This is a genomic window from Bacteroides fluxus YIT 12057, from assembly GCF_000195635.1.
In the GTDB taxonomy this organism is placed as follows: Bacteria; Bacteroidota; Bacteroidia; order Bacteroidales; family Bacteroidaceae; genus Bacteroides; species Bacteroides fluxus.
In genome coordinates this window covers 128,098-152,390 of record NZ_GL882606.1, presented here as the reverse complement: position 1 = coordinate 152,390, position 24,293 = coordinate 128,098, and the positions used below count along the sequence as shown (strand labels likewise).

At 50.8% G+C, this 24,293-nt stretch carries 26 protein-coding genes and 4 pseudogenes; 20 read left to right on the top strand and 10 right to left on the bottom strand.

The features are described from left to right. Window positions 1–65 precede the first annotated feature (65 nt). The 5 genes from HMPREF9446_RS01445 to HMPREF9446_RS01425 are packed head-to-tail and all read left to right on the top strand — an operon-like array spanning window position 66 to window position 3,588. The gene (locus tag HMPREF9446_RS01445; RefSeq protein WP_009123656.1) at window positions 66–623 is read left to right on the top strand and encodes a hypothetical protein; all 558 of its coding nucleotides are present in this window, start codon (window positions 66–68) and stop codon (window positions 621–623) included. A 58-nt stretch (window positions 624–681) separates the two neighbouring features. Continuing rightward, window positions 682–1,305, top strand: coding sequence for a hypothetical protein (locus HMPREF9446_RS01440; protein WP_009123655.1), 624 nt, complete (start codon window positions 682–684; stop codon window positions 1,303–1,305). Between the two features lie 60 nt (window positions 1,306–1,365). After that, window positions 1,366–1,992, top strand: a complete 627-nt coding sequence (locus HMPREF9446_RS01435; protein WP_009123654.1) for an SMI1/KNR4 family protein — start codon at window positions 1,366–1,368, stop codon at window positions 1,990–1,992. Between the two features lie 30 nt (window positions 1,993–2,022). Beyond that, complete coding sequence (locus tag HMPREF9446_RS01430; protein WP_009123653.1) at window positions 2,023–2,973, top strand: hypothetical protein; 951 nt, start codon at window positions 2,023–2,025, stop codon at window positions 2,971–2,973. A 24-nt stretch (window positions 2,974–2,997) separates the two neighbouring features. Then, a complete protein-coding gene (locus tag HMPREF9446_RS01425) occupies window positions 2,998–3,588 on the top strand; it encodes a DUF4948 family protein (protein ID WP_009123652.1) in 591 nt (196 codons plus the stop codon). A gap of 28 nt (window positions 3,589–3,616) precedes the next feature. Here the strand turns inward: HMPREF9446_RS01425 and HMPREF9446_RS01420 are convergent, their stop codons facing one another. From HMPREF9446_RS01420 to HMPREF9446_RS18935, 10 genes and pseudogenes are all read right to left on the bottom strand, one after another. Next, a complete protein-coding gene (locus HMPREF9446_RS01420; RefSeq protein WP_009123651.1) occupies window positions 3,617–3,997 on the bottom strand; it encodes a hypothetical protein in 381 nt (126 codons plus the stop codon). An 8-nt stretch (window positions 3,998–4,005) separates the two neighbouring features. Beyond that, window positions 4,006–4,398 carry a hypothetical protein gene (locus HMPREF9446_RS01415; protein ID WP_009123650.1) on the bottom strand — a complete coding sequence of 131 codons (393 nt, stop codon included), beginning with the start codon at window positions 4,396–4,398 and terminating at the stop codon, window positions 4,006–4,008. Next, complete coding sequence (locus HMPREF9446_RS01410) at window positions 4,395–4,790, bottom strand: hypothetical protein (RefSeq protein WP_009123649.1); 396 nt, start codon at window positions 4,788–4,790, stop codon at window positions 4,395–4,397. Before HMPREF9446_RS01410 ends, HMPREF9446_RS01415 begins: the two co-directional genes overlap by 4 nt. A gap of 4 nt (window positions 4,791–4,794) precedes the next feature. Further along, complete coding sequence (locus tag HMPREF9446_RS01405; protein ID WP_009123648.1) at window positions 4,795–5,076, bottom strand: Imm17 family immunity protein; 282 nt, start codon at window positions 5,074–5,076, stop codon at window positions 4,795–4,797. 153 nt (window positions 5,077–5,229) lie between these two features. Continuing rightward, window positions 5,230–6,534 (bottom strand): annotated as a pseudogene (locus HMPREF9446_RS01400) (TraM recognition domain-containing protein); the annotation flags it as partial. Window positions 6,535–6,638: 104 nt separating this feature from the next. Then, window positions 6,639–8,303: a group II intron reverse transcriptase/maturase gene (ltrA, locus tag HMPREF9446_RS01395; RefSeq protein WP_050797275.1), complete on the bottom strand. Its 1,665-nt coding sequence runs from the start codon at window positions 8,301–8,303 to the stop codon at window positions 6,639–6,641. A gap of 630 nt (window positions 8,304–8,933) precedes the next feature. Continuing rightward, window positions 8,934–9,650: pseudogene (locus tag HMPREF9446_RS01390) on the bottom strand (YWFCY domain-containing protein); the annotation flags it as partial. 37 nt (window positions 9,651–9,687) lie between these two features. Further along, window positions 9,688–10,833 (bottom strand): conjugal transfer protein MobB, encoded by a 1,146-nt coding sequence (gene mobB, locus HMPREF9446_RS01385; protein ID WP_007851797.1) that lies wholly within the window; start codon window positions 10,831–10,833, stop codon window positions 9,688–9,690. Then, window positions 10,827–11,249, bottom strand: coding sequence for a conjugal transfer protein MobA (gene mobA / locus HMPREF9446_RS01380; RefSeq protein ID WP_007662666.1), 423 nt, complete (start codon window positions 11,247–11,249; stop codon window positions 10,827–10,829). The genes mobB and mobA overlap by 7 nt, the downstream gene beginning before the upstream one ends. Window positions 11,250–11,638: 389 nt before the next feature. Then, window positions 11,639–11,881, bottom strand: a complete 243-nt coding sequence (locus HMPREF9446_RS18935) for a hypothetical protein (RefSeq protein WP_009123641.1) — start codon at window positions 11,879–11,881, stop codon at window positions 11,639–11,641. Window positions 11,882–11,951: 70 nt separating this feature from the next. Here HMPREF9446_RS18935 and HMPREF9446_RS01370 point away from each other — a divergent pair, with 70 nt between their 5' ends. From HMPREF9446_RS01370 to traM, 15 genes and pseudogenes are all read left to right on the top strand, one after another. Further along, window positions 11,952–12,704: a ParA family protein gene (locus tag HMPREF9446_RS01370; RefSeq protein WP_009123640.1), complete on the top strand. Its 753-nt coding sequence runs from the start codon at window positions 11,952–11,954 to the stop codon at window positions 12,702–12,704. A 6-nt stretch (window positions 12,705–12,710) separates the two neighbouring features. Further along, window positions 12,711–13,133: a DUF3408 domain-containing protein gene (locus HMPREF9446_RS01365; RefSeq protein WP_009123639.1), complete on the top strand. Its 423-nt coding sequence runs from the start codon at window positions 12,711–12,713 to the stop codon at window positions 13,131–13,133. A gap of 44 nt (window positions 13,134–13,177) precedes the next feature. Continuing rightward, window positions 13,178–13,597, top strand: coding sequence for a DUF3408 domain-containing protein (locus tag HMPREF9446_RS01360; RefSeq protein ID WP_004295458.1), 420 nt, complete (start codon window positions 13,178–13,180; stop codon window positions 13,595–13,597). Continuing rightward, window positions 13,594–14,334: a hypothetical protein gene (locus tag HMPREF9446_RS01355; RefSeq protein ID WP_008763828.1), complete on the top strand. Its 741-nt coding sequence runs from the start codon at window positions 13,594–13,596 to the stop codon at window positions 14,332–14,334. The genes HMPREF9446_RS01360 and HMPREF9446_RS01355 overlap by 4 nt, the downstream gene beginning before the upstream one ends. A gap of 145 nt (window positions 14,335–14,479) precedes the next feature. Next, window positions 14,480–14,782, top strand: a complete 303-nt coding sequence (locus HMPREF9446_RS01350; protein ID WP_004319158.1) for a DUF4134 domain-containing protein — start codon at window positions 14,480–14,482, stop codon at window positions 14,780–14,782. A gap of 20 nt (window positions 14,783–14,802) precedes the next feature. Next, on the top strand, window positions 14,803–15,129 hold the full coding sequence (locus HMPREF9446_RS01345) for a DUF4133 domain-containing protein (protein ID WP_032558190.1): 327 nt from the start codon (window positions 14,803–14,805) through the stop codon (window positions 15,127–15,129). Further along, window positions 15,126–16,046 (top strand): annotated as a pseudogene (locus HMPREF9446_RS01340) (TraG family conjugative transposon ATPase); the annotation flags it as partial. The gene HMPREF9446_RS01345 and the pseudogene HMPREF9446_RS01340, both read left to right, overlap by 4 nt. Window positions 16,047–16,647: 601 nt before the next feature. Further along, on the top strand, window positions 16,648–18,309 hold the full coding sequence (ltrA, locus tag HMPREF9446_RS01335; RefSeq protein WP_004319152.1) for a group II intron reverse transcriptase/maturase: 1,662 nt from the start codon (window positions 16,648–16,650) through the stop codon (window positions 18,307–18,309). A 113-nt stretch (window positions 18,310–18,422) separates the two neighbouring features. Then, a pseudogene (locus tag HMPREF9446_RS01330) lies at window positions 18,423–20,000 on the top strand (TraG family conjugative transposon ATPase); the annotation flags it as partial. Between the two features lie 14 nt (window positions 20,001–20,014). Then, entirely contained in the window at window positions 20,015–20,329 is a 315-nt protein-coding gene (locus HMPREF9446_RS01325; protein WP_004303798.1) for a DUF3876 domain-containing protein, read from the top strand. 35 nt (window positions 20,330–20,364) lie between these two features. Beyond that, window positions 20,365–20,985 (top strand): DUF4141 domain-containing protein, encoded by a 621-nt coding sequence (locus HMPREF9446_RS01320; protein WP_004319146.1) that lies wholly within the window; start codon window positions 20,365–20,367, stop codon window positions 20,983–20,985. A gap of 19 nt (window positions 20,986–21,004) precedes the next feature. Further along, window positions 21,005–22,084, top strand: a complete 1,080-nt coding sequence (gene traJ, locus HMPREF9446_RS01315; RefSeq protein WP_004303797.1) for a conjugative transposon protein TraJ — start codon at window positions 21,005–21,007, stop codon at window positions 22,082–22,084. 11 nt (window positions 22,085–22,095) lie between these two features. Next, window positions 22,096–22,719, top strand: coding sequence for a conjugative transposon protein TraK (gene traK / locus HMPREF9446_RS01310; protein ID WP_004295450.1), 624 nt, complete (start codon window positions 22,096–22,098; stop codon window positions 22,717–22,719). 4 nt (window positions 22,720–22,723) lie between these two features. After that, window positions 22,724–23,023: a TraL conjugative transposon family protein gene (locus HMPREF9446_RS01305; protein WP_004319143.1), complete on the top strand. Its 300-nt coding sequence runs from the start codon at window positions 22,724–22,726 to the stop codon at window positions 23,021–23,023. Next, window positions 22,998–24,278, top strand: coding sequence for a conjugative transposon protein TraM (gene traM, locus HMPREF9446_RS01300; protein WP_004319142.1), 1,281 nt, complete (start codon window positions 22,998–23,000; stop codon window positions 24,276–24,278). Before HMPREF9446_RS01305 ends, traM begins: the two co-directional genes overlap by 26 nt. Window positions 24,279–24,293 lie beyond the last annotated feature (15 nt).

Below are 24,293 nucleotides of genomic sequence, written 5' to 3'. Positions count from 1 at the left end.
GCAACCGTAACAGGTTGCTATCTGCATCCCATTAACAACTCACATCTATTATAAGACAATACGCAATGAAAATATATGAAATAAGAAGTATATTAAGAAAGCGAGAAACTATTATAATGTTTAAAGGTAAAGGCAACAATGACCGGCTTCTCGACTTTTTCATTCTAAATCAAGGAGATGGTCGATTCTTGCAGTATACCAGATTAAGGGGTATAGCCCAGTGTGATATGAAAGAAAATGATTTGGAAAGATGTGACTTTTTACATTCATTTTTGCCTTGTCCCATATTTTCGCAACGTTTTGTTGAAAAGATGTCCTCTATCTTGAAGGATGTAGTCACGTTTTATCCGATAGATATATATTGCGGTGACAAATCAAAAATGTTCTTTATAGCTAAAATAAATAACTATATTGATCTAATTAATCATGAAAAATCAGAAGCTCTAAAATTAGAAAATCGTAACGACTTATTTATGATTCCTATTGTAGCCAATGAAAATTTAGGCAATTTTCTTATAGCACGAGATACTAAAGAAGTGGTATTTTGGGGGATTAGTGAAGAGTTGAAGGATATAATTATTAGAGAAAAGTTTAAGATGAAAATATGTGAGATGCAACAATAACAAGCGAATCAATCTCCCATGAGGCTGATTATATGTCTGACATTAGGCTCAAAAACAAATGGAAGAAAAAAACTATATCTCAAACTTTGATTGCTCGCTTTGGCGAATTGATGATTGGGGACTATATGCAACTAAATCCCCCATCTGTATCAATTCTTTGGGCTGCGATCTTAATGCGTGGTTTGATGTGGATGGCGAGAGTTTTCCTACCGACAAACAGCTTGCTGTATGGATGGGATTTTGCAATATTAATCCGAATGAAATGAAAGAAATGATGATTGACGGTCTTACAAAGTTAGCAAATAAAATGGATGTCCTGCCAAATGATGTAGAGCCGGAATTTGGTCCGATATATAGACCTATGGCGATTTCGAGAAATGCCAAACGCTCTATTGAAGCTGTAAGACATAGTAGAAAGACATTAGGTAAAGTGGCAAAATCCACCTTAAAATGCAATTCGGTTGTTGTACCGTTACAAGATAAAGCTCCAGTTAGATTTATTGTAATGAACTTTGAAATTGGTCGTCGCCCTTATGAAATGGAAGCTGTTTTTTGTAATGAAAGGATGCTTATGGTCGGTGAAAACTCTGGCATTTGGACTCGCCTTGAATGGATAAATGAGTTTAATGTTCCAATGTTTAATATTGGAACGGCATTACATCCATATTGGCGACCCGAATAATATGCGAATAACATGCACTTGTTCCGCCTAACGGCGGCAAGCTGCAAACCATTAGTGATTATGAATCGAAAAAAGGAAATATTAGAAAAATTGGCTTTCATAAAAAGTCATAAAGAATTGGTGTCTTTTGGAGTAAAGGAACAAGAGGTATCCCACAACCCTTGTCTATCCGAAGCGGAGATTGCGGCTTTTGAACGTAAACATTCGATAACTCTTCCTGATGATTATAGATTCTTTATCTCGGAAATAGGCAATGGAGGTTTCGGCCCCGGACATGGGCTGTTACCTCTTAATAAAGCTATTGTTGACTTCAAATTAAGAGATAAGCCTAATATTTCCTTAAACAAGGAATTTCCATATCAAGATGATTGGAATGAAGAATGGATTGCCTCCTTTGATTGGGACGAAGAATATCCGGACACGGAAATAGTAGATGCTTATATTAGTACAGCCCACATCGCAGGCTGTCTGCAAATAAGTCATTTCGGACATGGATGCACATTCCTATTGGTGGTGAATGGAAATGAAAAAGGACATATATGGTTTGATGGGCGAGCTGATTACAGCGGGCTTATCCCCAAAATGAAAGATGGGCATAGAATATCATTTATCGAATGGTATGTAACCTTTCTTGATATGGAAATTGAGAACATAAACAAATCACTAACAAACAGCACTACCGACTAAACAAGTGGAACGCTGCCAAACATTACAGCTATGGATATAACGAATAGAATTATTGTCGCCTTACTGGAACGAATGAAAAGTAGAAACAAGAACTTTTCATTATCAAAACCTAAGTTTCATCGGTTGTTTCAAATAAATCCCGATGACTACTTATGGTATGGCGAGAAACTGGAGCGGCATTTACTTAACAAATATGGAGAATCGGCTGATACATTGAAATATCTTGATATATATTATTTCATTGACAATATTGTGCGGTTGTATTACATGCCTAAAAATTCAAATTCGGAGGAAAACGAGTTTGGAAAGCTATACGCTTATGGCTCCATAATAGGGTTACACCGTTGTCATATTCCAGATAAGCGAATATATCTGAACCGATTGTTAAATACTTTACTGTTCTGTTGTCCGACTTCTGAAGAATATATCCGTAGATTCCGCTGGCAAAAAAACGGTATATATTACAAATCGCAGGATGTGGAAGTTCTTATTGCCGATACATTTACAGAAATACGGGAATCGGACAAACAATCAGAATCCATTGAAATAGTTGAGTCAATAGTCAATGAGACATACCGTTATCTGGTAGGCTCAAATACGGGGCTTCCATTTGTCCGTTCGGAAACTTTATTGCACTACAACCTGAACCCATCTGATTATATGTGGCTATATCAGCACGATAAGGAATTGTTTTATACTTGTCTTGATGCAGCAGCATTACAGTCGGAGATTTTCAGTTACAAGTCATTTGTGTACAATTTCAACCTGTATATTCTAAAAGACGCAAATATATTGGATGAATTGTCCAGATATTCCAAATGTTATGAAGCCGTTTTAGAACTGCTTTTCAAATCCGATTCAATTATGCAGAACTCCGTTATTCGGCAAATCAAATTATGTAGAAATGAAGATACCATTAAACAGAATAACAGATTGGATGCTATTAACAAATGGCTCAACTCCCTAAACAAGATTGGTTAGCCACAGAACATTAAACATTAGAAAATGAGAACACCAGTCATAATCCTGTTATTTGTAATCCTGCTTGCCGTAAGCTGCGGAGAGCCTCCCATGCCGCCGTCGGACGAGGAAATGATACGCCATTTCACCACGCACGAGGTGGCGTTCCGTAAGGTGTACGAAATCATGGCAGAGAGTTCAGAAGGTAGTTTTCACTACCCGCCGCTTTCTCCGGAAGAGGTCATTATACTTGATTCAATGGAGCAAAGCGATACATCCCATGAAACGAATGATGAAGAAGACCTCCCGGTATATGGGCTGCTGAAGCCAGACCGAATACAGCTCGATTCCCTGTTGTCAGAGATTGGATGCGGTTTTATCCTTGTTGATCGCAGGGAATGGGGAACGGCAGATTCGGTATATGTGAGCCTCGTTATGCCGTACTACTCCCACGGCATCGTGGATGCCGGAACGTCCAAGAGTTTCGTTTACGATCCCGGATTGAGAAGCCGTCGGAATATCCGTATCACCGAACATGGCGACCTGAACGAGATCTACCGCAGGACGTACAACGACACCACGCTGTACAAGCCCATCAAGGGAAACTGGTACATCGAGTTAGACCATTCGATATAACGGCCCGGAGTTCGTATCAAAGTATGTATCACTTTTTGTCAAGAAGATACATCATAAAGCAGATAATGGCTATCGCAAGGAAAAATAACAGAACCGCAAGGAGTTCGTTAAACCTGCACTTGGCATAGTGAGACATCACTGCTTTGCCTCGCCATTTGTAAATCCTGCTGACGAGCGACATAACGGCAAATGTGACAATGCTAAAAACGACACATGGCAACAATGCCGACACACCTGGAAAAAGCCGGATAGTAACAGTCATCATAGGGAATATCAAAAGAGCGAAGATATAAATCGAGAGCATCATTTCGCCATCGACCCTGCCTGTTCGTCTTGCTTGTTCCAATTTCTCCCCCATCCACCAGAGGTAGTCCCAGAGATAGAACCGTTGTCTGCCGTTATTCTTCATGCCGTTATTTATTTCATCAATGAAACGATTGTGATAATCATAGCCACAAAAAACATTACTGGCAGGAAGAAAAGGAGAAAATCTGTTGCAGGCTTGAATCTTCTATCAGCATAGTGGCTCATGACGGCTTTGCGCCTGCGGACTCCGTAAAGCTTTTCACCCCATATCACATACACCAGTGCAAGGACTAAATAGATACCCCACATACATTGCTGAAACGTATGGTAAACCCTCGCAAACGCAAGCAACGACATGACCGGAACAAACAACAAAAAATTGAAATACATAAACAGCATACTCTCTCCTGTGATGCGAAGGTGGTATTCGTGCAACCGCTCTCCGACCCACCAGAGGTAATCCCAGAGATAAAACCGTTGCTTATTCTCCTGCTGTTTCATCATGCCCAATGTATAAATCCGAGGTGGAACATCAGCGCTACATTTGCCACGATCAGGGCGATAGCGATAAGAACTATTTTGGCGAGCTTCCTGCCGGGATGTTTCATCTTCCCGTAATGTTCACGGAGCGCTTCACACCGTCCGGCTGTATAGCGTAGCTTGCAGAATAAATCGGGAAGAAAGCAGAGAGGAATCACTATGGCCAAACCAATCATCCAGCCGAAAAGGCACAATATCGGTGGAAACCCAAGCGGTATGAGTAGGACGAAGAGCCAGCACCAAAACAGTAGCATACGTCCGTTGAGATTGGTACGCTCCCTTTCGTGCCATATCTCGGCTACATACCACATATAGTCGATGAAGCAGATCCGGTATTTGCGATTGTCCTTTTCCATACCGTTATCTCCATACAAAGAAACCAACCAATATAAGTATAATCAGAACGCTGACCAACACAATCTGAACCCTGCGGCGTGTTTCAGGCTTGCAATCGTCAAATAACCACAGTTTGCTGTTAAACTGCCAATGACACGCCCATTTCCAACGGAACAGCAACCCTGCAAGCCATAGGGCAAGCAACCCGACACCAAACAGCAACCCGTATTGCGGGTGAGCCTGCAACCACTCGAAAAACGTTTCCGCCTTGCTGTTCATTGCTTCGTATATATCGGTAACTGTCATACTTATAATTAAAAGGATTCCGAACACAAAAATAATGTTTTCCGTTCACATAATCACTACTTTATGCTCCAAAACACCAGCTGTGCGGTTATAAAACCAGGAAACAGCCCCCGTTAAGGTAACGGAGGGTGTTTGCGGGGTGTTTGTGTTCATTTAGTTCTGTTCCGGCAGGAGCTTGCAAAGCACCGGGTCGTTCTTGATACGTTCCAGCTCCTCGGCGACGATGCGGCCGGCCTCTGCCTTGATACGTTCGTAGTTTTCCTGCACGACCTGTTTCATGTGATCCGTCCCATTCTCATCCGTGAAGTCGGTAATTTGTGGTATCTTCTTGTACCGGGCCGTTTCCGCTTTCACTTTTTCGTTGTCCACGACAATCTCGCAGTGGAAAATCTTCTGCTCGATACGTTCGTCGAAATTGTCCGCCACGGCCCCGACGAACATTCCCTGCGTGAGCGTCGAGATCTTCGAGGCCGGGATCAGGCTGTCCAGCTGCGTGGATATGGATGTCGATTTGTCGCTGCGGCTCAACGTCATGCTCTGCCGCTTCTGCAATACCTTACCGAACCGTTCCGAGAGTGTTTTGGCCGTTTCACCTACGACCTGCCCGGAGAAGATGTTGCCCACCGTGTTCATCACGACGGCGGCCTCCTTGTCCCCGTAGTCCCTCTTCAACTGTGAAAAATCCTGGAAGCACAGCAGCACGGCGACCTTGTTGCTTCTGGCCGTGGCGATCAGGTTGTCGAGTCCCTTGAAGTAGATTGTCGGCAGCTCGTCGATGATGATGCCCGATTTGAGCTGGCCTTTCTTATTTATGAGCTTGACAATCCGGGAATTATACAATCCCAAAGCCGCTCCGTAAATGTTTTGCCTGTCGGGATTGTTCCCCACGCAGAGTATCTTGGGATCGTCCGGGTTATTGATGTCGAGCGTGAAGTCATCGCCCGACATGACCCAATATAGCTGGGGCGAAATCATGCGGGAAAGCGGAATTTTGGCCGATGCTATCTGGCCCTGGAGCTGGTCTTGAGCGCCTCCGAGCCAGGCATCCATAAAGGGGCTGAGGTAGTTTTCGAGTTCCGGGTAGGATGTCAGAATCGGGAAAATATCCTCGTACCGCTTGTTCAGGAACTCGATGGCGTGCGGGAAGGTACAATACCGCCCGTTGTCGTAGATGCGCAGGAACCAGATCACGGCCGCGAAAAGGATAATGGGGCTTTCCACAAAAAAATCGCCCTGCTTCTGCACCCAACTTCGGTTCAGGTTGAGCATGATGGTATAGGCGCTCTCGTAGGCGTCCGAAATATCGGTCATGAAGTCCGGGTGAATGGGGTTACAGCGGTGCGAGCGGCGCGGGTCGTCGAAATTTATGACGTAGAAAGTCGGGATTTTCTTGTAACCTTTCTGGTGATTCAGCAGGTGGTTGTAGGCGATTTCCGAAAGATCGGGGTCGGGTAGGTCAGCACCCTTACGGGTGCTTTCCCCCCTAAGAACCGTGCGTGAAAGTTTCCCCTCACACGGCTCAAGCAAACAATATTCCTTTTCAAATAGAAATACGCTCATACTTACTTCTTCTTTTTATGTGTAACACTTTGATAACAACCATCATGAACTAAACAGAGGTGGTTTCTGCCATTCTTCTGCTGGCTCATGGTGTGCCATGAGGTTTCTGCTGTTATCGGCTGTCCGCATAACACGCAGTTTCGATTTTGTCTTTCCCACATTGAGATAAGCGACCTCTTACCTTTCAAACTCATTTTCATTTTGGCAGTTCTCCTTTTTTCAAGGTATTGCTTCCATTCAGGGTCAAAAGGATTGACATCACATTTCAGTTGAGGGTATCTTTCAATCTTCGTATTGAACAGAATAGTGATTGGAATAAAATATTCCTCATGCTTTTCGTTCTTCCTTTTGACTGCAAATACCCAGTCACGACCATCAATTCTATGGAAATAGCGGTTCTTAATCCATCCTTTGCATTTGTTACCATGCCTGCGGAGTGCCCACCGCCATAACTTCTTATAGATTTGATAATCTGTCTTACGAAAGACATTTGAGGCTGCACTATGTTTGTAATAGTTTGCCCATCCGTTAAGTATCGGGTTCAATCGCATAATCAGCTCATGTTGAGCATCGCCACGAAATCGTTTGATTTCATCTTTGACTTTGCTCAACATTCGTTTTGTCCTATCTTTAGAGGGTTGTGTCAGCAGGGTATCTCCAAATTTCCGTACATTGAAACCAAGAAAATCGAAACCATCCGTTATGTGTGTAATCTTAGTTTTCTCTTCTGATAGTGTCAGTCCTCTTTCTGCGAGGAAATCAGCTACCAAAGGTTTTACACTATGTTCCAATATTTCTTTAGTATCACCTGTTATAATGAAGTCGTCTGCATAACGCACCAATCTGACTTTCGGACAGTACCATCCTGATTTTCCTGATACCCGTTCCCACGGAAAATGGGTTTCCAATAGGTTCTGTAAACCGTCAAGCGTCATATTGGCAAGTGTCGGTGATATGATACCTCCTTGCGGTGTACCTTCTTCTGTCGGGAAAAGTTCTCTGTTATATACGTACCCACATTTTAGCCATTTTTGTAATATGGATTTATCCATAGGGATATTCTTCATCAACCATTCATGGCTTATATGGTCGAAACAACCTTTAATATCTCCCTCCAATATCCATTGGGCAGATGTTTTCTTGGACAGAAGCGAATGGCATCGAGCCATAGCGTCTGCCGTGCTGCGGTCTTTTCTGAATCCAAAGGAATAGTTGTCTGCTGTAGTTTCAGACACTGGTTCCAATGCCATCAGATAAAGTGCTTGCATGGCTCTGTCTTTCATTGTCGGTATTCCCAACGGGCGAAGTTTGCCGTTACTTTTCTTGATGTTTACTCTTTTTGACGGTTGGGGTTTGTAGCCTCTTCTTCTTAGTGTCACAATGGCTTTGAACTTCGATTGCGGAGTTGACCAAAGAATTTTATCAACCCCTGAAGTCTTCTTTCCATTATTGGAAGTAACTCGCTTGACCGCCAATGCTTTGGCATAAAACGAGTGGGTAAGTGTCCATTGCAAGGCTTTTACCTTGCCGAACTTACCTGCTTTCTGAGCTTTTACAATACGCGCTTGCAGCTTATTGACCGCCTGCTCGCACTTGTTCCAGTCTATGCTTTCCCAAGTCCGACCATTGCAGTCAGAAGACGCACACGATTTTTTGTTTTCGTACATTTGCTTTTCTTCTTTCATAAGTTCTAAAAGTTATCTTGTAAAACGTCACCATACCGGAAGTCTGCCCGCTTTCACGTAGGATAATGTTGTCAAAAACAATTCATGGTTTCGGCTCAATCCCTATCCACCCGATTACGGGATGGCATTCGCTTTCTCCGGTTCTCCTTTACCCACATATCCGTCAGATTACCTTGCAGTTCTCCTACCCTTACGGGAGATATATGGGCTTACCGTGTTTTACACCAGTACCGGGAATGGGTTAGGTCTTGCCTCTTCGCCGATGGCTCTATTGTTCACGTGCCCCCAAAATTCACAGGGGCAACCAGCCATTTTACCTTTTGGTTCAAGCCTGATAGCATTAGTAGGCTTGTTCGACTTAACGACGTTTATTAGCAATTCACTTGCGTTGACCATACCTTCCGAGCCAAGCTCCCCGACCGCATAATGCTTGCGACCTTTGAATTTCCCTCACGGTTTATTCTTACCCTTTCGGGAGGGCTACCTTGTCCGAGCAGCTTGATACCCTTGTACAAGCGCACCTGCTCGTAGGCTACTATTGGTGAAACAATAGGTCTGCTCTATCGATGAACGATTGACAGACAGCTACTGGCGTAACTTTCCACGTCACACAAACTTGTAGTCATAGATGTATTGGGTATAGCCCTTTTCGATTTGCTGTTTAATGAACTGGTTTACAACACAATAACTCTTCCCGCTGCCCGGGCTTCCCATGCAGATGCAAGCCCTTTGCGGGTTTACGACATTGGCGAACCCGTTGTTCCACTGTTTGTTATAGTAAAATTTCGTCGGCAGATTTATGGAGTACTCGTTCTCGATCAGGCGTGTTTCCTGCTGGAATGATTCGTTCTCGTTGTTGAAAGGGTCATCCATGAGATTGTTCTTCAGCAGGCGGGACATCCACACGCCGCCCATCAAGAGGCAGATATACCCGGCCGATAGGGTCAGTATGTAGAAAGCCGCGTTCGCCATCGCCGTCAGCGGCAAGTCCAGCAGCCACCAGTTGAAGAAGAACAGCACGCCTCCCGTGGCCAGCGATGCCGTGATTTTCCGCCAGGTAATTTTCTCCTCTTTTACTCCTTTTGTCCCGAGGCATGAAAGGGCGAGGAACACGACGGCGAAAAGTTTCGTCCATAGTATATTCCGGAACAGCCCCGCGGTGCGGTCGAAGTTCAGCAGAATCCTATCGACCACGCCGATATTGATTCCCCATTCCCGTATCTGCCCGTAGCAGAACCAGTAGATGTTGATAACCACGAACAAGATACTCAATGCCCGCATGAAATCCATTGTTTTTGCAAGACCCCGAAGGTCGTCTTCCTGTTGCATAACCGTAAAATTTAATAAATGAATGATAATTGAGATGTTATACTTTCCTCCGTCGTGAGGTATTCCGCTTCCGTTGCCCGTCCCGTCCGGCAGGCGCTTGTTTCGGGGACAAGCCCCTCGTGTTTTCCCCGGGATTCCGTTTTCCGCCGAAGCGCAGCTCGAAGGCGTTGGCCGAGTATGCCTTTCCCAGCCGTGATCCGTTCACGACCGTCCGTGTTTCGTGGTCAATGAAGGTCACACCCACGATGCGGCCGTTTTCGTTGCGTCGTATGTAGAGATCCACCCGGGCTCCCCGCAGGCGTTCGCGCAGTTCTTCCTCCGTGGGTTCTCCCCGAAGCGCTTTATCGACCCGGCCACGGATTTGCCTCCTCGTGTCGTCCTTCCCGAACCGTTCGGCGCTGCGCTCCATGTGCCGTTCCAGCCCGTCATACCCGACCTCTTTACCGAACAGTGAGGATTTGAGCGGCGCGGCCACTGCCTTGTCCCCGTTCTCGTCCAGCAGCGTGTAGAGCAATCCCCGGTAGGGGGTTCCGTTCCGCTCTCCCCGGACTTCCTCTATACCTATATTATATAGGGACAGCAATGCCCGGAACTCGCCGAGGGTCTGGAAGCGGTATGTCGCCACGGCCGGTTTTATTACCGCTGCCACCTGGCGTTTGAGGTCGCCCCGCGTGTAATCGGCGGGGACGATCCCTTGCCCTTTCTCCCGCTTTCTCCCTTTGGCGGGATGCAGTCCGTACTCCCGTTCCAGTTCCTCGGTAACGGCCACGCTGCGTTCGTTGCGCCTGCTGTCGTTTATCTTGCGCCCGTCCTGGGCCACCTGCACCGACACGATATGGATATGCTCCCGTCCGATGTCGGTATGCTTGAATACGATATAAGGTTGTCCTCCCCAGCCCATGCGCTCCATGTAGGCCCCGGCTATCTCCGCGAGTTGCCCGTCGTCGAGGCGGTCTTCGGGAGCCGGGTTGAGCGACACGTGCACGACGGGTTTTTCCGTCCGGTAGTGCGAGGGCATCCAGCGCAGGAGGTCTTCTGCCGTCGCGGCCACGTTGAAGCGCCCATCCACCGGCTCCCTCACGATGTGGGTCAGCAGTACCTTCCCGTCGCCCCGATTGACTTTCTCCTGGTTGTACGCCAGCGCGCCGTACACGTCTTTTCCGGTGGTGATATTGGCTACCATCGTTGTTTGAACTCTTCGGAGAGCGACACGACCTGCTGCCCGACGGCCGCCAGTTCACGTGTCGCTCTCTCCAGTTTATAGAGCAGCGCGAGTGTTTTCTTCTCGGAAAAATGCGCGTGCAGCTCCTTCACCACCTGGTTATAATTCGTTCCTATGGCACGGAATTGGGCGTGGAAAGCGGTCAGCTTCGCCACGTATTCGAGCGTTCCCCGGTCGGTCTTTACCACCCGGAACGCCTCGTTGAACACTCTCGCTTTGATAAAAGCGGCTTTGGACAATAGCCCGGACTGCTCGTAAAGGTCGAGGAAACGGGCATGTTCCACGGCTGAAAAGTTTACCGAAAAGCGGTAAACGGCCGGGTCGTTTTTCGCGGGTCGTCCCCCTTTGCCCCCTCGGGGCTTTCTGTTCTTTTCCATCGCATCGAAATTTTAAGGAGAGGCCAGAGCCTCCCGGTTCCTGAAAATTCCGATCCCTTCGCGGCTTGCCGCCTTTCTGAAAAGCACCGACTCCGGAGGTGCTTTCTCCCCCTTGCGGGCAAGCTGTTTTCTGCTGCAAAACGAGAATCGTGCAGCAGAAAACACAGCTTGCTATTTGCCCTTTGCAAATACCTTCTGCCCGCTCGCAGACAGAACATTGAAAGAGCCGCCGTAAAACGGGGCAAGGACGGCTTCATTAGCGTCGGGATCGTTCACGAGGCAAAGATACCGACCTATTCAATCACTTGTGCCATAAGCGATTACGCCACTTGCGTCCACTTTGACGCCACACGCGGCCATAGCGGAAAAAGAGCATACAACCCGTGTTTTTAAGGGTTTATTTTGCACGTGAGAACGGATACGGGCAATGACACATCCCCCTGTCCGCACACGTGCGGACGGATGCAGAAAACACCGTGTGCAGAGGAAAAAGCGGGGCTTTGTCCGGATAAGCAAATGCGGTTGCGCATGAGTATAAAATCGGACACGCGCCCATGCACCGGCATACCGGCGTAACAGCCTGCCAGCGCACCAGCATATATGCGTGCCGGCATACCTGCATAAAATCTCATGCCGTCACTTGCCCGGATACGTGAAGAGATGAACGATTACCCGATTGTATAACTAAAAACGCATGGAACAATGAAAGAGAAAACGAAATTCGTGGCCTTCTCCACCCAGAAAGGCGGAGCGGGCAAAACCACCCTCACGGTGCTGGCAGCCTCTTACCTGCACTATGTAAAGGGTTTCAATGTCGCGGTCATTGACTGCGATTATCCCCAACACTCCATCGTGGAGATGCGGGAACGTGACCTGAAGCTTGCCCTCGAAGACGAACATTACAAGAGGTTAGCTTACGAACAATTCACCCGGCTTCAAAAGAAAGCCTATCCTGTCGTGGAAAGCAACACGAAAGAGGCGTTGGCCGATGCCGACTACCTCCTGCCGCAAGGTGATTTCGATTATGTGTTCTTCGACCTTCCCGGTACGATCAATAACGAGGATCTGATTCATTCCCTGGCCGGAATGGATTATCTCGTCGCCCCGATCAGTGCCGACCGGGTTGTCATGGAAAGCACCCTGAATTACGCGGTTGTGGTAAAGGAGCATATCATGGGCCGCGAGAAGTCCCGGATGAAAGGGCTGTATATGCTATGGAACATGGTGGACGGACGTGAAAAGACAGAGTTATATCAGGTTTACGAGGCGGTAATGAAAGAGTTGGCTCTTCCTGTCCTGAAGACCTTCTTGCCTGACACCAAGCGTTTTCGTCGTGAGCAGAACGCCAGCCGTCGCTCTGTCTTCCGCTCCACGCTCTTCCCGGCAGACCGTTCTTTGATCCGGGGCAGCAACCTGGATAAACTCGTGGATGAATTGATCGAACTGTTAAAGTAGGATCTTATGAGCGGAAAAGAACATGACGACGGTTTGGACGCTTCCTTCATCATCAGCCAGGCCAAAAGCCGAAACCGGCCATTGCATCCTTACACGCCGGAAAAAGAGGAGGAGGCATCGGCTCTATCGGAACCGTCCGGCGAGGCCGCCTCCTCGCCGGCTACGAAAGAGGAGGGACGCCGCCGAAGAGGGAAAGGCCAGGATTACGAGCGTCTTTTTATCCGGAACGCCTCCTCCAATACCCGAAGCGGCAAAACGGTGTATATCCGCAAGGAGTTTCACGAGCGTATAACCCGGATAGTGCAGGTTATCGGTAAGAACGAACTCTCGCTGTATAGCTACCTGGACAATGTGCTGGAGCAGCATTTCGCGACCTATCAGGAGGAAATTTCGGAACTCTACAAGAAACGGAACTCCGATATTTTTTAGTTATGAACCCAATATTTTTTACAATCCATTAAAAACAATCCATCATGTCAGACAAAGCAATTATTTTATCTGTTATCCTGGCGGCTGTCCTTTGCGTCGCCGTGCCCTTCATCTTCCGCGTGTGCCGCTACCGGCGCAGGATGAAAACCCTTATCGTCCCCGACGGCCCTTCGGGGGAGGTCGCCGTGGGGACTGTCCCCACCCCCGAGGCCGAGTACCTGGCCCGTTACATCTGCCTGCTGCGGCTGCCTTTCGCCGGTAACAAGCACGTGAAGATACGTCCGTCGTATCACGAGCGTATCCGCGAGATCACCCGTGTCATCGGTCGTGGCGACGTGACGATCACGGCCTACGTGGACAAGGTTCTCAAGGCGCACCTGGACGATAACCGGGAAACCATCGAGCGGCTTTTCGAGGAGCGTGAGGCCGTGGCCTCCCGGCAACCCAAAGCGGAGGAGCGATGAACGGGGCGTTGTGGCTGCTGCCCCTCTTTGCCGTGGGGTATGCCTTGTGGGCGTTTTTCCGCCTGCGGCGGATGGAACGTAACGAACCGGCAGACGGGATCGTTGCCGAAGACACTCCCTGCCGGCAGGAGATCATCGGCAGGAGCCGCTTTGTCCTCGACTTGCGCCACTCCCGGCCACAAGCTGCCGTAGAATCTGAAACTGAAAAAGTTACGGAAAAAGCCGATATATTTGTGCCCACGAATGTACCCGAACACCCCCGGCAGATTCCGCCGGAAGACCTGGATGAAGTGTTCGGTGTCGCTCCCGAGGGGGAGCCTAACGAACCTCTGGAAATCGACTTTCCGCTGTACGATGAATCTTTCCCGGATGCGGACGCGGAGGAGCCGGATTATGACGAGGATGAAGACGACACCGAAGAGCTGCCCCTTTTGGGCCGCTCGCTTGCCCAGGGGGTTAGTTTTGAACAGATGGGCGAAGCCTACCGCCACGTGGTACACGATCCACCTTCAACAGACGAGCAAAGGGAGGAAACGGGACGTGTCCTCCTGGGCCTGAAACAGACCGACATGTTCGAGGTCATCGTTTCGGGCCGCCCCGACGGGAACGACAGGGTAAAATCCCTGATCGACACCTACCTCTCGGCTTTTCACCGGCGTATGTCCGAGAGGTCTGCGGAAAGCCCATCTCCGCAGGGTTCGGTTCCCACGGGTTTCGACGTCCGTGAGTTTGTTTAACCCCATAATGACATCACGATGAAAGAAAAAGACTACGGGTAGCGCGTGAGGCTATCCTCGAACCACTGAAAAAAAACGAATCAAGAAGTTTAACCCGGTGCGGGGCCTATCCATCCCCGCGCCACAATTCAAACATTATCGAGTTATGAGAAAGAACAAGATTCTTCTTCCGGCGGCATTTCTCTTTGCCGCCATCTCCTCCGCTTTCGCGCAGGGCAACGGCATCGCCGGCATTACGGAGGCTACCAACATGGTAACCAGCTACTTCGACCCCGGCACGAAACTCGTGTACGCTGTGGGGGCTGTGGTCGGCCTTATCGGGGGCATCAAGGTCTATAACAAGTTTTCGAGCGGCGACCCCGACACGTCGAAGACCGCCGCGAGCTGGTTCGGCGCGTGTATTTTCCTGATTGTCGCCGCGACGATCCTACGCTCTTTCTTCTTGTAGTCCAACCTGTCATGCAAATAATTATGGAATATGGAATCAACAAGGGAATCGGCAAGAGCGTGGAGTTCCGGGGCCTGAAGGCGCAGTACCTCTTCATCTTCGCGGGCGGCCTGCTGGCCGTCTTCGTGGTGTTCGTCATCCTCTACATGGCAGGGGTCGATCAGTGGGTATGTATCGCTTTCGGCGTTGCGGCGGCTTCGGTGCTGGTCTGGCTTACCTTCCGCCTGAACGCCCGTTACGGGGAACACGGGCTGATGAAGCTGCTCGCCGCGCGCCGGCATCCCCGCTACCTGCTCAACCGCAAGTCCCTGCGCCGGTTGCTGAAAAGAAAGGGGGGCCGCGTATGAGAAACCTCTTGAAAGCCACCACGCTGGAAAGCAAGTTCCCGCTCCTGGCCGTGGAAGGCGGTTGTATCATCAGCAAGGACGCGGACATAACGGTCGTCTATCGGGTCGAACTCCCGGAGCTGTTCACCGTCACGTCCGCCGAGTACGAGGCGATCCACGCCGCCTGGTGCAAGGCCCTGAAGGTCTTGCCCGAATACAGCGTGGTACACAAGCAGGACTGGTTCATCCGCGAGCGTTACCGCCCGGCCACGGGCGAGGGGGACATGAGTTTCCTCTCCCGCAGTTACGAGCGGCATTTCAACGAGCGTCCGTTCCTGACCCACGCCTGCTTCCTCTACCTGACGAAAACGACGAGGGAGCGTATGCACATGCGTTCAGACTTCTCGACCCTCTGCCGGGGCAACATCATTCCCAAAGAGGTAAACCGGGAATCGGCGACAAAATTCCTGGAGGCGGCGGAACAGTTCGAGCGTATTCTGAACGATTCGGGTTTCCTGACCCTTGTCCGCCTCACGGGGGACGAGATCACGGGTACGGCGGATTGTCCGGGCCTGCTGGAACGGTACTTTTCCCTCTCGCTCTCGGAGACGACTTCTCTTCAGGACATCGAGCTGGGGGCCGAGGTTCTGCGCGTGGGTAACAAACGGGTGTGCCTGCACACGCTCTCGGACACGGAAGACCTGCCGGGGCGCGTGGGTACGGACACCCGTTACGAGCGTCTTTCCACCGACCGTTCGGACTGCCTGCTCTCGTTCGCGGCCCCCGTGGGGCTTCTGCTTTCCTGCGACCACCTTTACAACCAGTACGTGTTCCTGGAAGACAGCGACGAAAACCTGCGTATGTTCGAGAAACGTGCGCGTAACATGCAGTCCCTTTCCCGCTACTCCCGCGGGAACCAGATAAACAAGGAGTGGGTGCGATACGTCGCTGTGTAAGTAATTGTTAAACTTAGATTTAACCCGTTGTTTCGTCAACGGTAGCCTATGGACAGATGCACCAATAGTAATATACTGTATCAAAGCTGTCCAGACAAGGTAGCCCTTCCGAAAGGAGCAGTCAGAACCGTGAGGGAAAGACAATGGCTGTTAGTATCATACAGTCAGGGAGCTTGGCTTGGGTGGTATGGTTAGCGTAAGCGAACTGTCGTCTAAACGTCGTAAGGTTGAAGAAGCCAAAGATACTGATAGGCTTCAGCCCAAAAGGGAAGCAGTCGGTTATTCCTCTCCATTCTGGGAATACACGAACAGAGTACTGCCGGTGTAATAGACAGAACCTAACCCACTTATAAGTTACTTGCACGGAACGTAGTAAGCCCGTATTTCTCCTGCCAATGACAGGTAAGCAGACCGTAAGGAATGCCGAATGGAGTGCGGGTATAGGATTGCAGAAAAAGCGAATGCCACCCTGTAATGGGGTGAATAGGGATTGAAACATCATCCCGCTGCGAAAGCAGGCTGACTTCTGCGGTAGGTGATTCTTTACAAGAAACTTTTAGAACTTTTAAAAGGAGAAAAGCAAATGAACGAAATTAAAAAATCGTGTGCATCGACTGACCAAACGCAGAGCAAATGGGACAGTATAAATTGGCTCAAATGCGAAGCTGCGGTTCAAAAGCTACAAGCGCGTATTGTAAAGGCTCAAAAAGAGGGTCGCCACAACAAGGTCAAAGCCTTGCAGTGGACACTGACCCACTCGTTTTACGCTAAAGCATTAGCGGTAAGACGTGTAACTTCCAATAATGGGAGTAAAACGGCTGGCGTCGATATGGTAACATGGAAAACGCCAGATGCTAAAGTGTGTGCAATAACCGAACTGAAAAGGAGAGGTTATACACCCCAACCTCTGAGACGAGTACATATCAGAAAGAGTAACGGGAAATTAAGACCATTGGGTATACCAACTATGAAAGACCGGGCTATGCAGGCATTGTATCTGATGGCACTGGCTCCCGTAGCTGAAACAACGGCTGATGCCAATTCTTATGGTTTCAGAAAAGAAAGGAGCACGGCAGATGCCGTTCAACAATGCTTCAATGACCTGGCAAGGACGACATCCCCACAATGGATCTTAGAAGGTGATATCAAAGGTTGTTTCGACCATATCAGTCATGAATGGTTGCTTGACAATATCCCTATGGATAAAGTTTTGCTCCGTAAATGGTTGAAAAGTGGATTTATTTTCAACAAGCAACTTTTTCCGACAGAGGAGGGAACTCCTCAAGGCGGCATCATCTCCCCAACTCTTGCAAATATGACTTTGGACGGACTGGAAAAACTGCTTGCCGATAGCTTTCCGATAAACCGCTCGAAGAAAAATTACTATACTCCTATGATAAATCTTGTTCGCTACGCGGATGATTTTATTATCACAGGAGAGAGTAAGGAGTTGTTGGAGAACCATGTTAAACCATTAGTCATTGAGTTTCTTCAAGCAAGAGGGCTTACCTTATCAGAAGAAAAGACTAAGATAACTCATATAGAAGAAGGGTTTGATTTTCTTGGGTTCAATATCAGAAAATATAAAGGCAAGTTTATCACAAAACCATCCAAGAAGAGTCGAAAGAGATTTTTAGATAAGGTTCGTGAAATAGTGGACAAGAACAAGTCTTCTAAGCAACAATCTTTGATACGATTGCTAAACCCAGTCATTAGAGGATGGGCGAACTACTACAAGGGGTGTTCTGCATCGGAAACTTTCCGTAAAACAGATGCACAAATTTTCAACAAACTATGGCGATGGTCTCGCAGAAGACATCCCAAAAAAGGTAAACGATGGATTGCCAACAAGTATTATCACACTGTAAGAGGTAGAAGCTGGACTTTTGCCGTACCGCTTGAAAACAGGAAAGTGGATAAATACCACACTCTTGTGAGATTGTCGGATACGAAAATAAAGCGACATATCAAAATCCGCAGTGAGGCCAACCCATATGATGCCGATTGGAAAGATTTCTTCGATCAATACAAGACCCGAAGAATGCTTGCACACTTAGACGGCAAGCAATATATCTATCGCCTGTGGAATCAGCAAATGCAATGTTGCCCTGTGTGTGGCAAGCACATCACACGGGAAACTCCCTGGAAAATTACTGAAATGACAGGGAGCAGTAGAAAGGCGAAAGTCCTAATACATGACCATTGCAGCCGAATTACTAACAGAAATAAATGGAAGTTACTATGAGCCGGCTTTTAGTTACAAATAAAAGTTTTGAATTGCTTGAGCCGTATGAGGGGAAACTCTCACGTACGGTTCTTAGAGGGGAAAGCTCCCGTAAGGGGGCTGACCTACTCGACATCGACCAGTATCTCAACGAGGCGCACTCGTTCGGTCTTCAATCCGTCCGGGCCCATTTCAACGTGCTGGCCTGGTCGGACGACGTGCAGGAGCTCCGGCATATCCGCAATGATGTGGGCAGCCAGCTCGCTCTGATGGAGTGCCGCCCGCGCCACAACACCGTGGACGCCGCCACGCTCTACTGGGCGGGTATGCCGGGCAATGCGGGGGATTTCCCCGCCGAGGAATCGTTCTACACGTTCATCGAGCCCGCGGTCTGTTTCTTCACGGAGGAAACCAACTATAAATCCTCGTCCAGTCCTTTCGGCATCAAGCTGTGCGACCGCGTAAGCGGCAGGCCCCTGCACCTGGACATCTCGGACGAACCGATGAAAAAAGGGATCATTACCAACAGGAATAAATTCGTGTTAGGCGGCTCGGGGTCAGGCAAGTCATTCTTTATGAATCATTTAGTCCGCCAATACTGGGAGCAGGGCACGCATGTCGTGCTGGTGGATACCGGTAACAGCTACCAGGGTCTTTGCGAGCTGATCCGGCGTAAGACCAAAGGTGAGGACGGCGTGTATTTTACCTATACCGAGGAACATCCCATCAGTTTCAACCCGTTCTACACCGACGATTACTATTTCGACGTGGAGAAGAAGGACAGCATCAAGACGCTGCTGCTGACACTCTGGAAAACCGAGGACGACAAGATCACGAAGACCGAGAGCGGCGAGCTGGGCAGTGCCGTGAACGCCTATATCGAGCGTATCCGCGCCGACCGGAATATCGTGCCGTGTTTCGACAGTTTCTACGAGTACCTGCGGGACGACTACCGCCGCGAGCTGGAGGAGCGGGAGATCCGGGTCAGCCGCGAGGATTTCAACATCGACAACATGCTCATCACCCTGCGGCAGTATTACAAGGGCGGACGCTACGACTTCCTTCTGAACTCCCGGGCCAACATCGACCTGCTCTCGAAGCGCTTCGTGGTCTTCGAGGTGGATTCCATCAAGGAAAACAAGGAGCTTTTTCCCGTGGTCACCATCATCATCATGGAGGCTTTCATAAACAAGATGAGACGGCTCAAGGGGGTACGCAAACAGCTCATCGTCGAGGAGGCCTGGAAGGCGCTCTCTACGGCCAATATGGCTGAATATCTGCGTTATATGTATAAAACCGTCCGCAAATACTACGGTGAGGCCATCGTGGTGACGCAGGAGGTCGAGGACATCATTTCCAGCCCGGTGGTCAAGGAGGCGATCATCAACAACTCGGACTGCAAGATCCTGCTCGACCAGCGCAAGTTCATGAACCGTTTCGACGCGATTCAGTCCTTGTTGGGGCTGACCGACAAGGAGAAGGCGCAGATTCTCTCGATCAACCAGTCCAACGACCCTTCCCGTAAATACAAGGAGGTCTGGATCGGTCTGGGCGGCGTTCAGTCGGCGGTCTATGCCACGGAGGTCAGCGTCCCGGAGTACCTGGCCTACACGACCGAGGAAACGGAGAAAGTGGAGGTGCAGCGGCTTGCCGGCGAGCTGGGCGGTGATATGGAACTGGCGATCAGGCAGCTCGCCGAGGGCAAACGTTAAAGGGAGGGCAGGCCATGTATCGCAAGTGTATCGGATCAGACCCCACGGCGGCGCGTTTGGACTTCGCGCTGTACGAGGTGGCGGGCGAGTGGGAAAGCCGCTCGGGTTCTCCCCGGGTTCGCATCTACCGCAACCCGGGACGCCGGGGCGGCGGTTTTTACGTGGAGGTGTCTTACAAGGACGGGACACGCTTCTCCCGTCCCGTGAGGAAGTATTGGGGAGGCATCCGTTACTTCGACCTCTACGGGTATGTCGCCCTGGCCTACGATGCGGGGCGCGAGGTGCTCCAGCTCTCCGCCTACGGGGATTATTACCGGGCGTCGGAATGACCGCCCAAGTATTCACGAATTAAATAATGAAAAGGATGAAACGATTGATTTTAACGCTGTTCGTGGGGCTTCTTTGCTTCACGTACCAGGCAAAAGCGCAGTGGACGGTCATCGACCCGTCGAACCTCGTTCAGAACATCAAGAGCGCGGTTCAAAGCTCGACCACGGCGACCAACATGGTCAAGTCGCTGCAAGAGAGTATCAAGATTTATAACCAGAGCAAGGCTTACTACGACGCCCTCAAATCGGTGCATAACATCATCAAGGATGCCCGGAAGGTGAAGCTGACGCTCGAAATGGTCAGCGAGATCACGGAAATCTACACCTCGGGATTCAACCGTATGGTTTCAGACCCGAACTTCACGGTGGACGAGCTGGCGGCGATCTCGGCGGGTTACGCCCGGCTGCTGGAGGAGGGCGGCGCGCTGGTGGCGGAACTCAAGACGGTCATAACCGGCGGCAACGGCCTCTCGCTCTCGGACAAGGAGCGGATGGACGTGGTGGATCAGGTTTACACGAAGATGCTGGAGTACCGCAACCTCACGCGCTATTACACGCGCAAGACCATCTCCGTGTCCTTCATCCGCGGCCGCGAAAAGGGCGACGCGCACCGGGTGCTGGCACTTTACGGGAACCCGAACGACAGATATTGGTAACCTGAAAACGGAGGCAGTCATGGATTTCGACAATTTACACCAGGTTCTCCGGAACCTGTATCAGGAGATGATGCCGCTATGCGGCGACATGATCGGGGTGGCGAAAGGTATCGCCGGCCTGGGTGCGCTCTTTTACGTGGCTTACCGGGTATGGAAGGCACTGGCCAATGCGGAGCCTATCGACGTGTTCCCGCTCCTGCGGCCTTTCGCCATCGGCTTGTGCGTGATGTTCTTTCCCACCGTGGTTCTGGGGACGATCAACGCCGTGATGTCGCCCGTGGTGCAGGGCACGCACGCCATACTGGAGGGGCAGACGTTGGATTTGCAGGCATACCAGCAACAGAAGGACGATTTGGAAGCCGAGGCCCGCAGGCGCGAGGGCAAGGCTTGGTTAGTGGACGACGAGGTGTATGAACAACGGCTTGCGGATATGGGTATCACGGATTTGGGCGAGATTATCAGCATGTGGGCCGAACGCACGTGGTACGACATCAAGGCCGGTTTCCGGCAGCTTGTCCGGGACTTCTTCGAGTTGTTGTTCAACGCCGCGGGGCTTACCATCGACACGCTGCGGACATTCTTTTTAGTCGTGCTGTCGATTCTGGGGCCCTTGTCGTTCGCCCTCTCCATTTACGACGGCTTCCACTCGACGCTCGCGAGCTGGATTTCCCGCTATATCAGCGTGTACCTTTGGCTTCCCATCGCCGACCTGTTCTCCGCGGTGCTGGCCAAGATCCAGACGTTGATGCTCCAGGCGGACGTCCTGGCCCTGCAAGACCCCAACTACATTCCCGACAGCGGCAGCGGTGTCTATATTATCTTTTTGATTATAGGTATCATAGGCTATTTCACGATCCCCACCGTTGCCGAGTGGGTGATCCAGTCGGGCGGAGCCGGCGGGGCTATGGGCGGTATCAACAAGGCCGGGGCATTCGCCACGGGTGTCGCGGGCGGTATCGCCGGCAACATGATCGGCCGCACGTTCGGGCGTCGCGGCGGTGGCGGTTCCTCCTCCGGTAACGGCGGCGGTGGCCCGGCTTCGGGCAGTGCCCCCAACGGGCGCAACCTGGCAACACAAGGTAACAGTAATCATTCATAACAATTTGGACAATGGAATTCAAGTCATTAAAAAACATCGAAACAAGTTTCAGGCAGATTCGGCTTTTCGGTATCGTGTTCCTCTGCCTGTGCGCGCTGGTATCCGTGTTCAGCGTGGTCGCGAGCTTCCGTTTCGCCGAAAAGCAGCGCGAGAAGATCTACGTCCTGGACGGGGGCAAGTCGCTGATGCTGGCGCTCTCGCAGGATTTGAGCCAGAACCGCCCCGTGGAGGCGCGCGAACATATCCGGCGTTTTCACGAGTTGTTCTTTACCCTCTCGCCCGACCGTGCGGCCATCGAAAGCAACATCAACCGCGCGCTGTTCCTGGTCGATAAGAGTGCCTTCGCCTATTACCAGGACATGCAGGAGAAAGGTTACTACAACCGTGTGGTGTCGGGGAACATCAGCCAGCGTATCGAGGTGGACTCCGTGGTGTGCGACTTCAACGCCTATCCCTACCGGGCCATGACCTATGCCCGGCAAATGATTGTCCGCGAGAGCAACATCACCGAGCGTTCGCTGGTCACGCGCTGCGAGCTGATCAACTCGGGGCGTTCGGACAATAACCCGCAGGGTTTCATCATGGAGAAATTCGAGATTCTGGAGAACCGCGATTTACGTACATTAAAAAGATAAGGCTATGGCAAAGAAGAGAATAAAGGCTTTCGGGGAGTGGGTCGAAGACCTCCTGCGCCGCGCTTGCGGGGCGCTCTCGCCCGATAAGCGGATTATCGTGATCCTCACGCTGCTCTTGTTCTTTTCCGTCTTGTCGCTCTACTTTACCGTGTCTTCCATCTACCGCTTCGGCAAGGGAGCCGGGGAACGGATGCAGATACGGCATATCGAGCGGCTGGAGCTGGAATTAAGACAACGGCAGGAGGCCGACAGTGTAAAACATCTAAAAGATTTCAATTATGACGACGAACGAAAAACAGAATAAACGGCCGGAGGCGGGGAAAAAGGAACTCACGCCCCGGCAGATACAGATGCGGAAGAAGATGGTGGTCTTCCCGCTCTTTTTCCTGGCCTTTGCCGGGTGCATGTGGCTGATCTTCTCCCCCGGCGAAAAAGAACGGGAGGAGCCTTCGGCGGGTTTCAACACGGAGCTGCCGACCCCGGAATCGGAGGGTATCCTCTCGGACAAGCGTGATGCCTACGTGCAGGAGGAGATGCGGCGCAGGGAGCGGGAAAAGATGCGCTCCTTGCAGGATTTCGCGTTCGGGATGGAGGACGAGGAGGAAGAGCCCGTCATGCCCGCTGCCGTGCCGGATAAGTCTTCCGGCCCTGCCGGCGGTTCGTCGGGAGCTTTCCGGACTTCCCGTGCCGCCTATGCCGACATCAACCGCCAGTTAGGCAGTTTCTACGAGGACACCGCCGGTGAAACGGGGGAAGAGCGCGAGATGCAGGCCCGCATCGAGGAACTGGAACGCCGCCTGGAAGAACAGCAGGCGCAGAAAACGGCCCAGGAGGAGCAGGTGGCGCTGCTGGAGAAGTCCTACGAGATCGCCGCCCGCTACATGAACGGCGGTCAGGCCCCTGAAGCCCCGCGTCAGAAAGCCTCCGTTTCCGGCAAGGCTTCCGTGCAGCCCGTGCGCCAGGTGCGCCGTAACATCGTGTCGCTGCTTGCCGCCCCGCTGCCCGATTCGGTCTTCGCCCGTGAGTTCGTCAAGCCCCGGAACTGGGGTTTCAACACGGTGGGGAGCGACCTTCGCGAGCCCGAGCGCAACAGTATCCGTGCCGCCGTGCAGCAAACCGTGACGCTCACCGATGGCGGGGAGGTTACTTTCCGGCTGCTGGAACCGATGATGGCGGGAGATCTGCTCATCCCCTCGGGTACGCCCGTAACGGGGGCGGCGAGGATCAACGGTGAACGGCTGACGGTCAAGGTCAGCGCTGTCCAGCACGGCGGGGCGGTCGTTCCGGTCGATCTGTCGGTCTATGACACGAACGGCAACGAGGGTATTCCCGTGCCGGGGTCGGAAGAACTCAATGCCGTGAAGGAGATCGCCGCCAATATGGGCGCGGGCATGGGCAGCAGTATCACGATCACGGACGATGCCGGTTCGCAACTGCTCTCCGACCTGGGGCGCAGCGCCATCCAGGGCGTGTCGCAATACGTGAGCAAGAAGATGCGCTCGGTCAAGGTCACGCTCAAGGCCGGTTACAGCGTCCTGCTGCTCCCGCCCCTTCAATAAGGGTACAAACGACGT

Coding starts and splice junctions, on each gene's coding strand:
- HMPREF9446_RS01445 (WP_009123656.1), top strand. CDS start 66: ATGAAAATATATGAAATAAGAAGTATATTAAGAAAGCGAGAAACTATT.
- HMPREF9446_RS01440 (WP_009123655.1), top strand. CDS start 682: ATGGAAGAAAAAAACTATATCTCAAACTTTGATTGCTCGCTTTGGCGA.
- HMPREF9446_RS01435 (WP_009123654.1), top strand. CDS start 1,366: ATGAATCGAAAAAAGGAAATATTAGAAAAATTGGCTTTCATAAAAAGT.
- HMPREF9446_RS01430 (WP_009123653.1), top strand. CDS start 2,023: ATGGATATAACGAATAGAATTATTGTCGCCTTACTGGAACGAATGAAA.
- HMPREF9446_RS01425 (WP_009123652.1), top strand. CDS start 2,998: ATGAGAACACCAGTCATAATCCTGTTATTTGTAATCCTGCTTGCCGTA.
- HMPREF9446_RS01420 (WP_009123651.1), bottom strand. CDS start 3,997: ATGAAGAATAACGGCAGACAACGGTTCTATCTCTGGGACTACCTCTGG.
- HMPREF9446_RS01415 (WP_009123650.1), bottom strand. CDS start 4,398: ATGATGAAACAGCAGGAGAATAAGCAACGGTTTTATCTCTGGGATTAC.
- HMPREF9446_RS01410 (WP_009123649.1), bottom strand. CDS start 4,790: ATGGAAAAGGACAATCGCAAATACCGGATCTGCTTCATCGACTATATG.
- HMPREF9446_RS01405 (WP_009123648.1), bottom strand. CDS start 5,076: ATGACAGTTACCGATATATACGAAGCAATGAACAGCAAGGCGGAAACG.
- ltrA (WP_050797275.1), bottom strand. CDS start 8,303: ATGTACGAAAACAAAAAATCGTGTGCGTCTTCTGACTGCAATGGTCGG.
- mobB (WP_007851797.1), bottom strand. CDS start 10,833: ATGGTAGCCAATATCACCACCGGAAAAGACGTGTACGGCGCGCTGGCG.
- mobA (WP_007662666.1), bottom strand. CDS start 11,249: ATGGAAAAGAACAGAAAGCCCCGAGGGGGCAAAGGGGGACGACCCGCG.
- HMPREF9446_RS18935 (WP_009123641.1), bottom strand. CDS start 11,881: ATGAGATTTTATGCAGGTATGCCGGCACGCATATATGCTGGTGCGCTG.
- HMPREF9446_RS01370 (WP_009123640.1), top strand. CDS start 11,952: ATGAAAGAGAAAACGAAATTCGTGGCCTTCTCCACCCAGAAAGGCGGA.
- HMPREF9446_RS01365 (WP_009123639.1), top strand. CDS start 12,711: ATGAGCGGAAAAGAACATGACGACGGTTTGGACGCTTCCTTCATCATC.
- HMPREF9446_RS01360 (WP_004295458.1), top strand. CDS start 13,178: ATGTCAGACAAAGCAATTATTTTATCTGTTATCCTGGCGGCTGTCCTT.
- HMPREF9446_RS01355 (WP_008763828.1), top strand. CDS start 13,594: ATGAACGGGGCGTTGTGGCTGCTGCCCCTCTTTGCCGTGGGGTATGCC.
- HMPREF9446_RS01350 (WP_004319158.1), top strand. CDS start 14,480: ATGAGAAAGAACAAGATTCTTCTTCCGGCGGCATTTCTCTTTGCCGCC.
- ltrA (WP_004319152.1), top strand. CDS start 16,648: ATGAACGAAATTAAAAAATCGTGTGCATCGACTGACCAAACGCAGAGC.
- HMPREF9446_RS01325 (WP_004303798.1), top strand. CDS start 20,015: ATGTATCGCAAGTGTATCGGATCAGACCCCACGGCGGCGCGTTTGGAC.
- HMPREF9446_RS01320 (WP_004319146.1), top strand. CDS start 20,365: ATGAAACGATTGATTTTAACGCTGTTCGTGGGGCTTCTTTGCTTCACG.
- traJ (WP_004303797.1), top strand. CDS start 21,005: ATGGATTTCGACAATTTACACCAGGTTCTCCGGAACCTGTATCAGGAG.
- traK (WP_004295450.1), top strand. CDS start 22,096: ATGGAATTCAAGTCATTAAAAAACATCGAAACAAGTTTCAGGCAGATT.
- HMPREF9446_RS01305 (WP_004319143.1), top strand. CDS start 22,724: ATGGCAAAGAAGAGAATAAAGGCTTTCGGGGAGTGGGTCGAAGACCTC.
- traM (WP_004319142.1), top strand. CDS start 22,998: ATGACGACGAACGAAAAACAGAATAAACGGCCGGAGGCGGGGAAAAAG.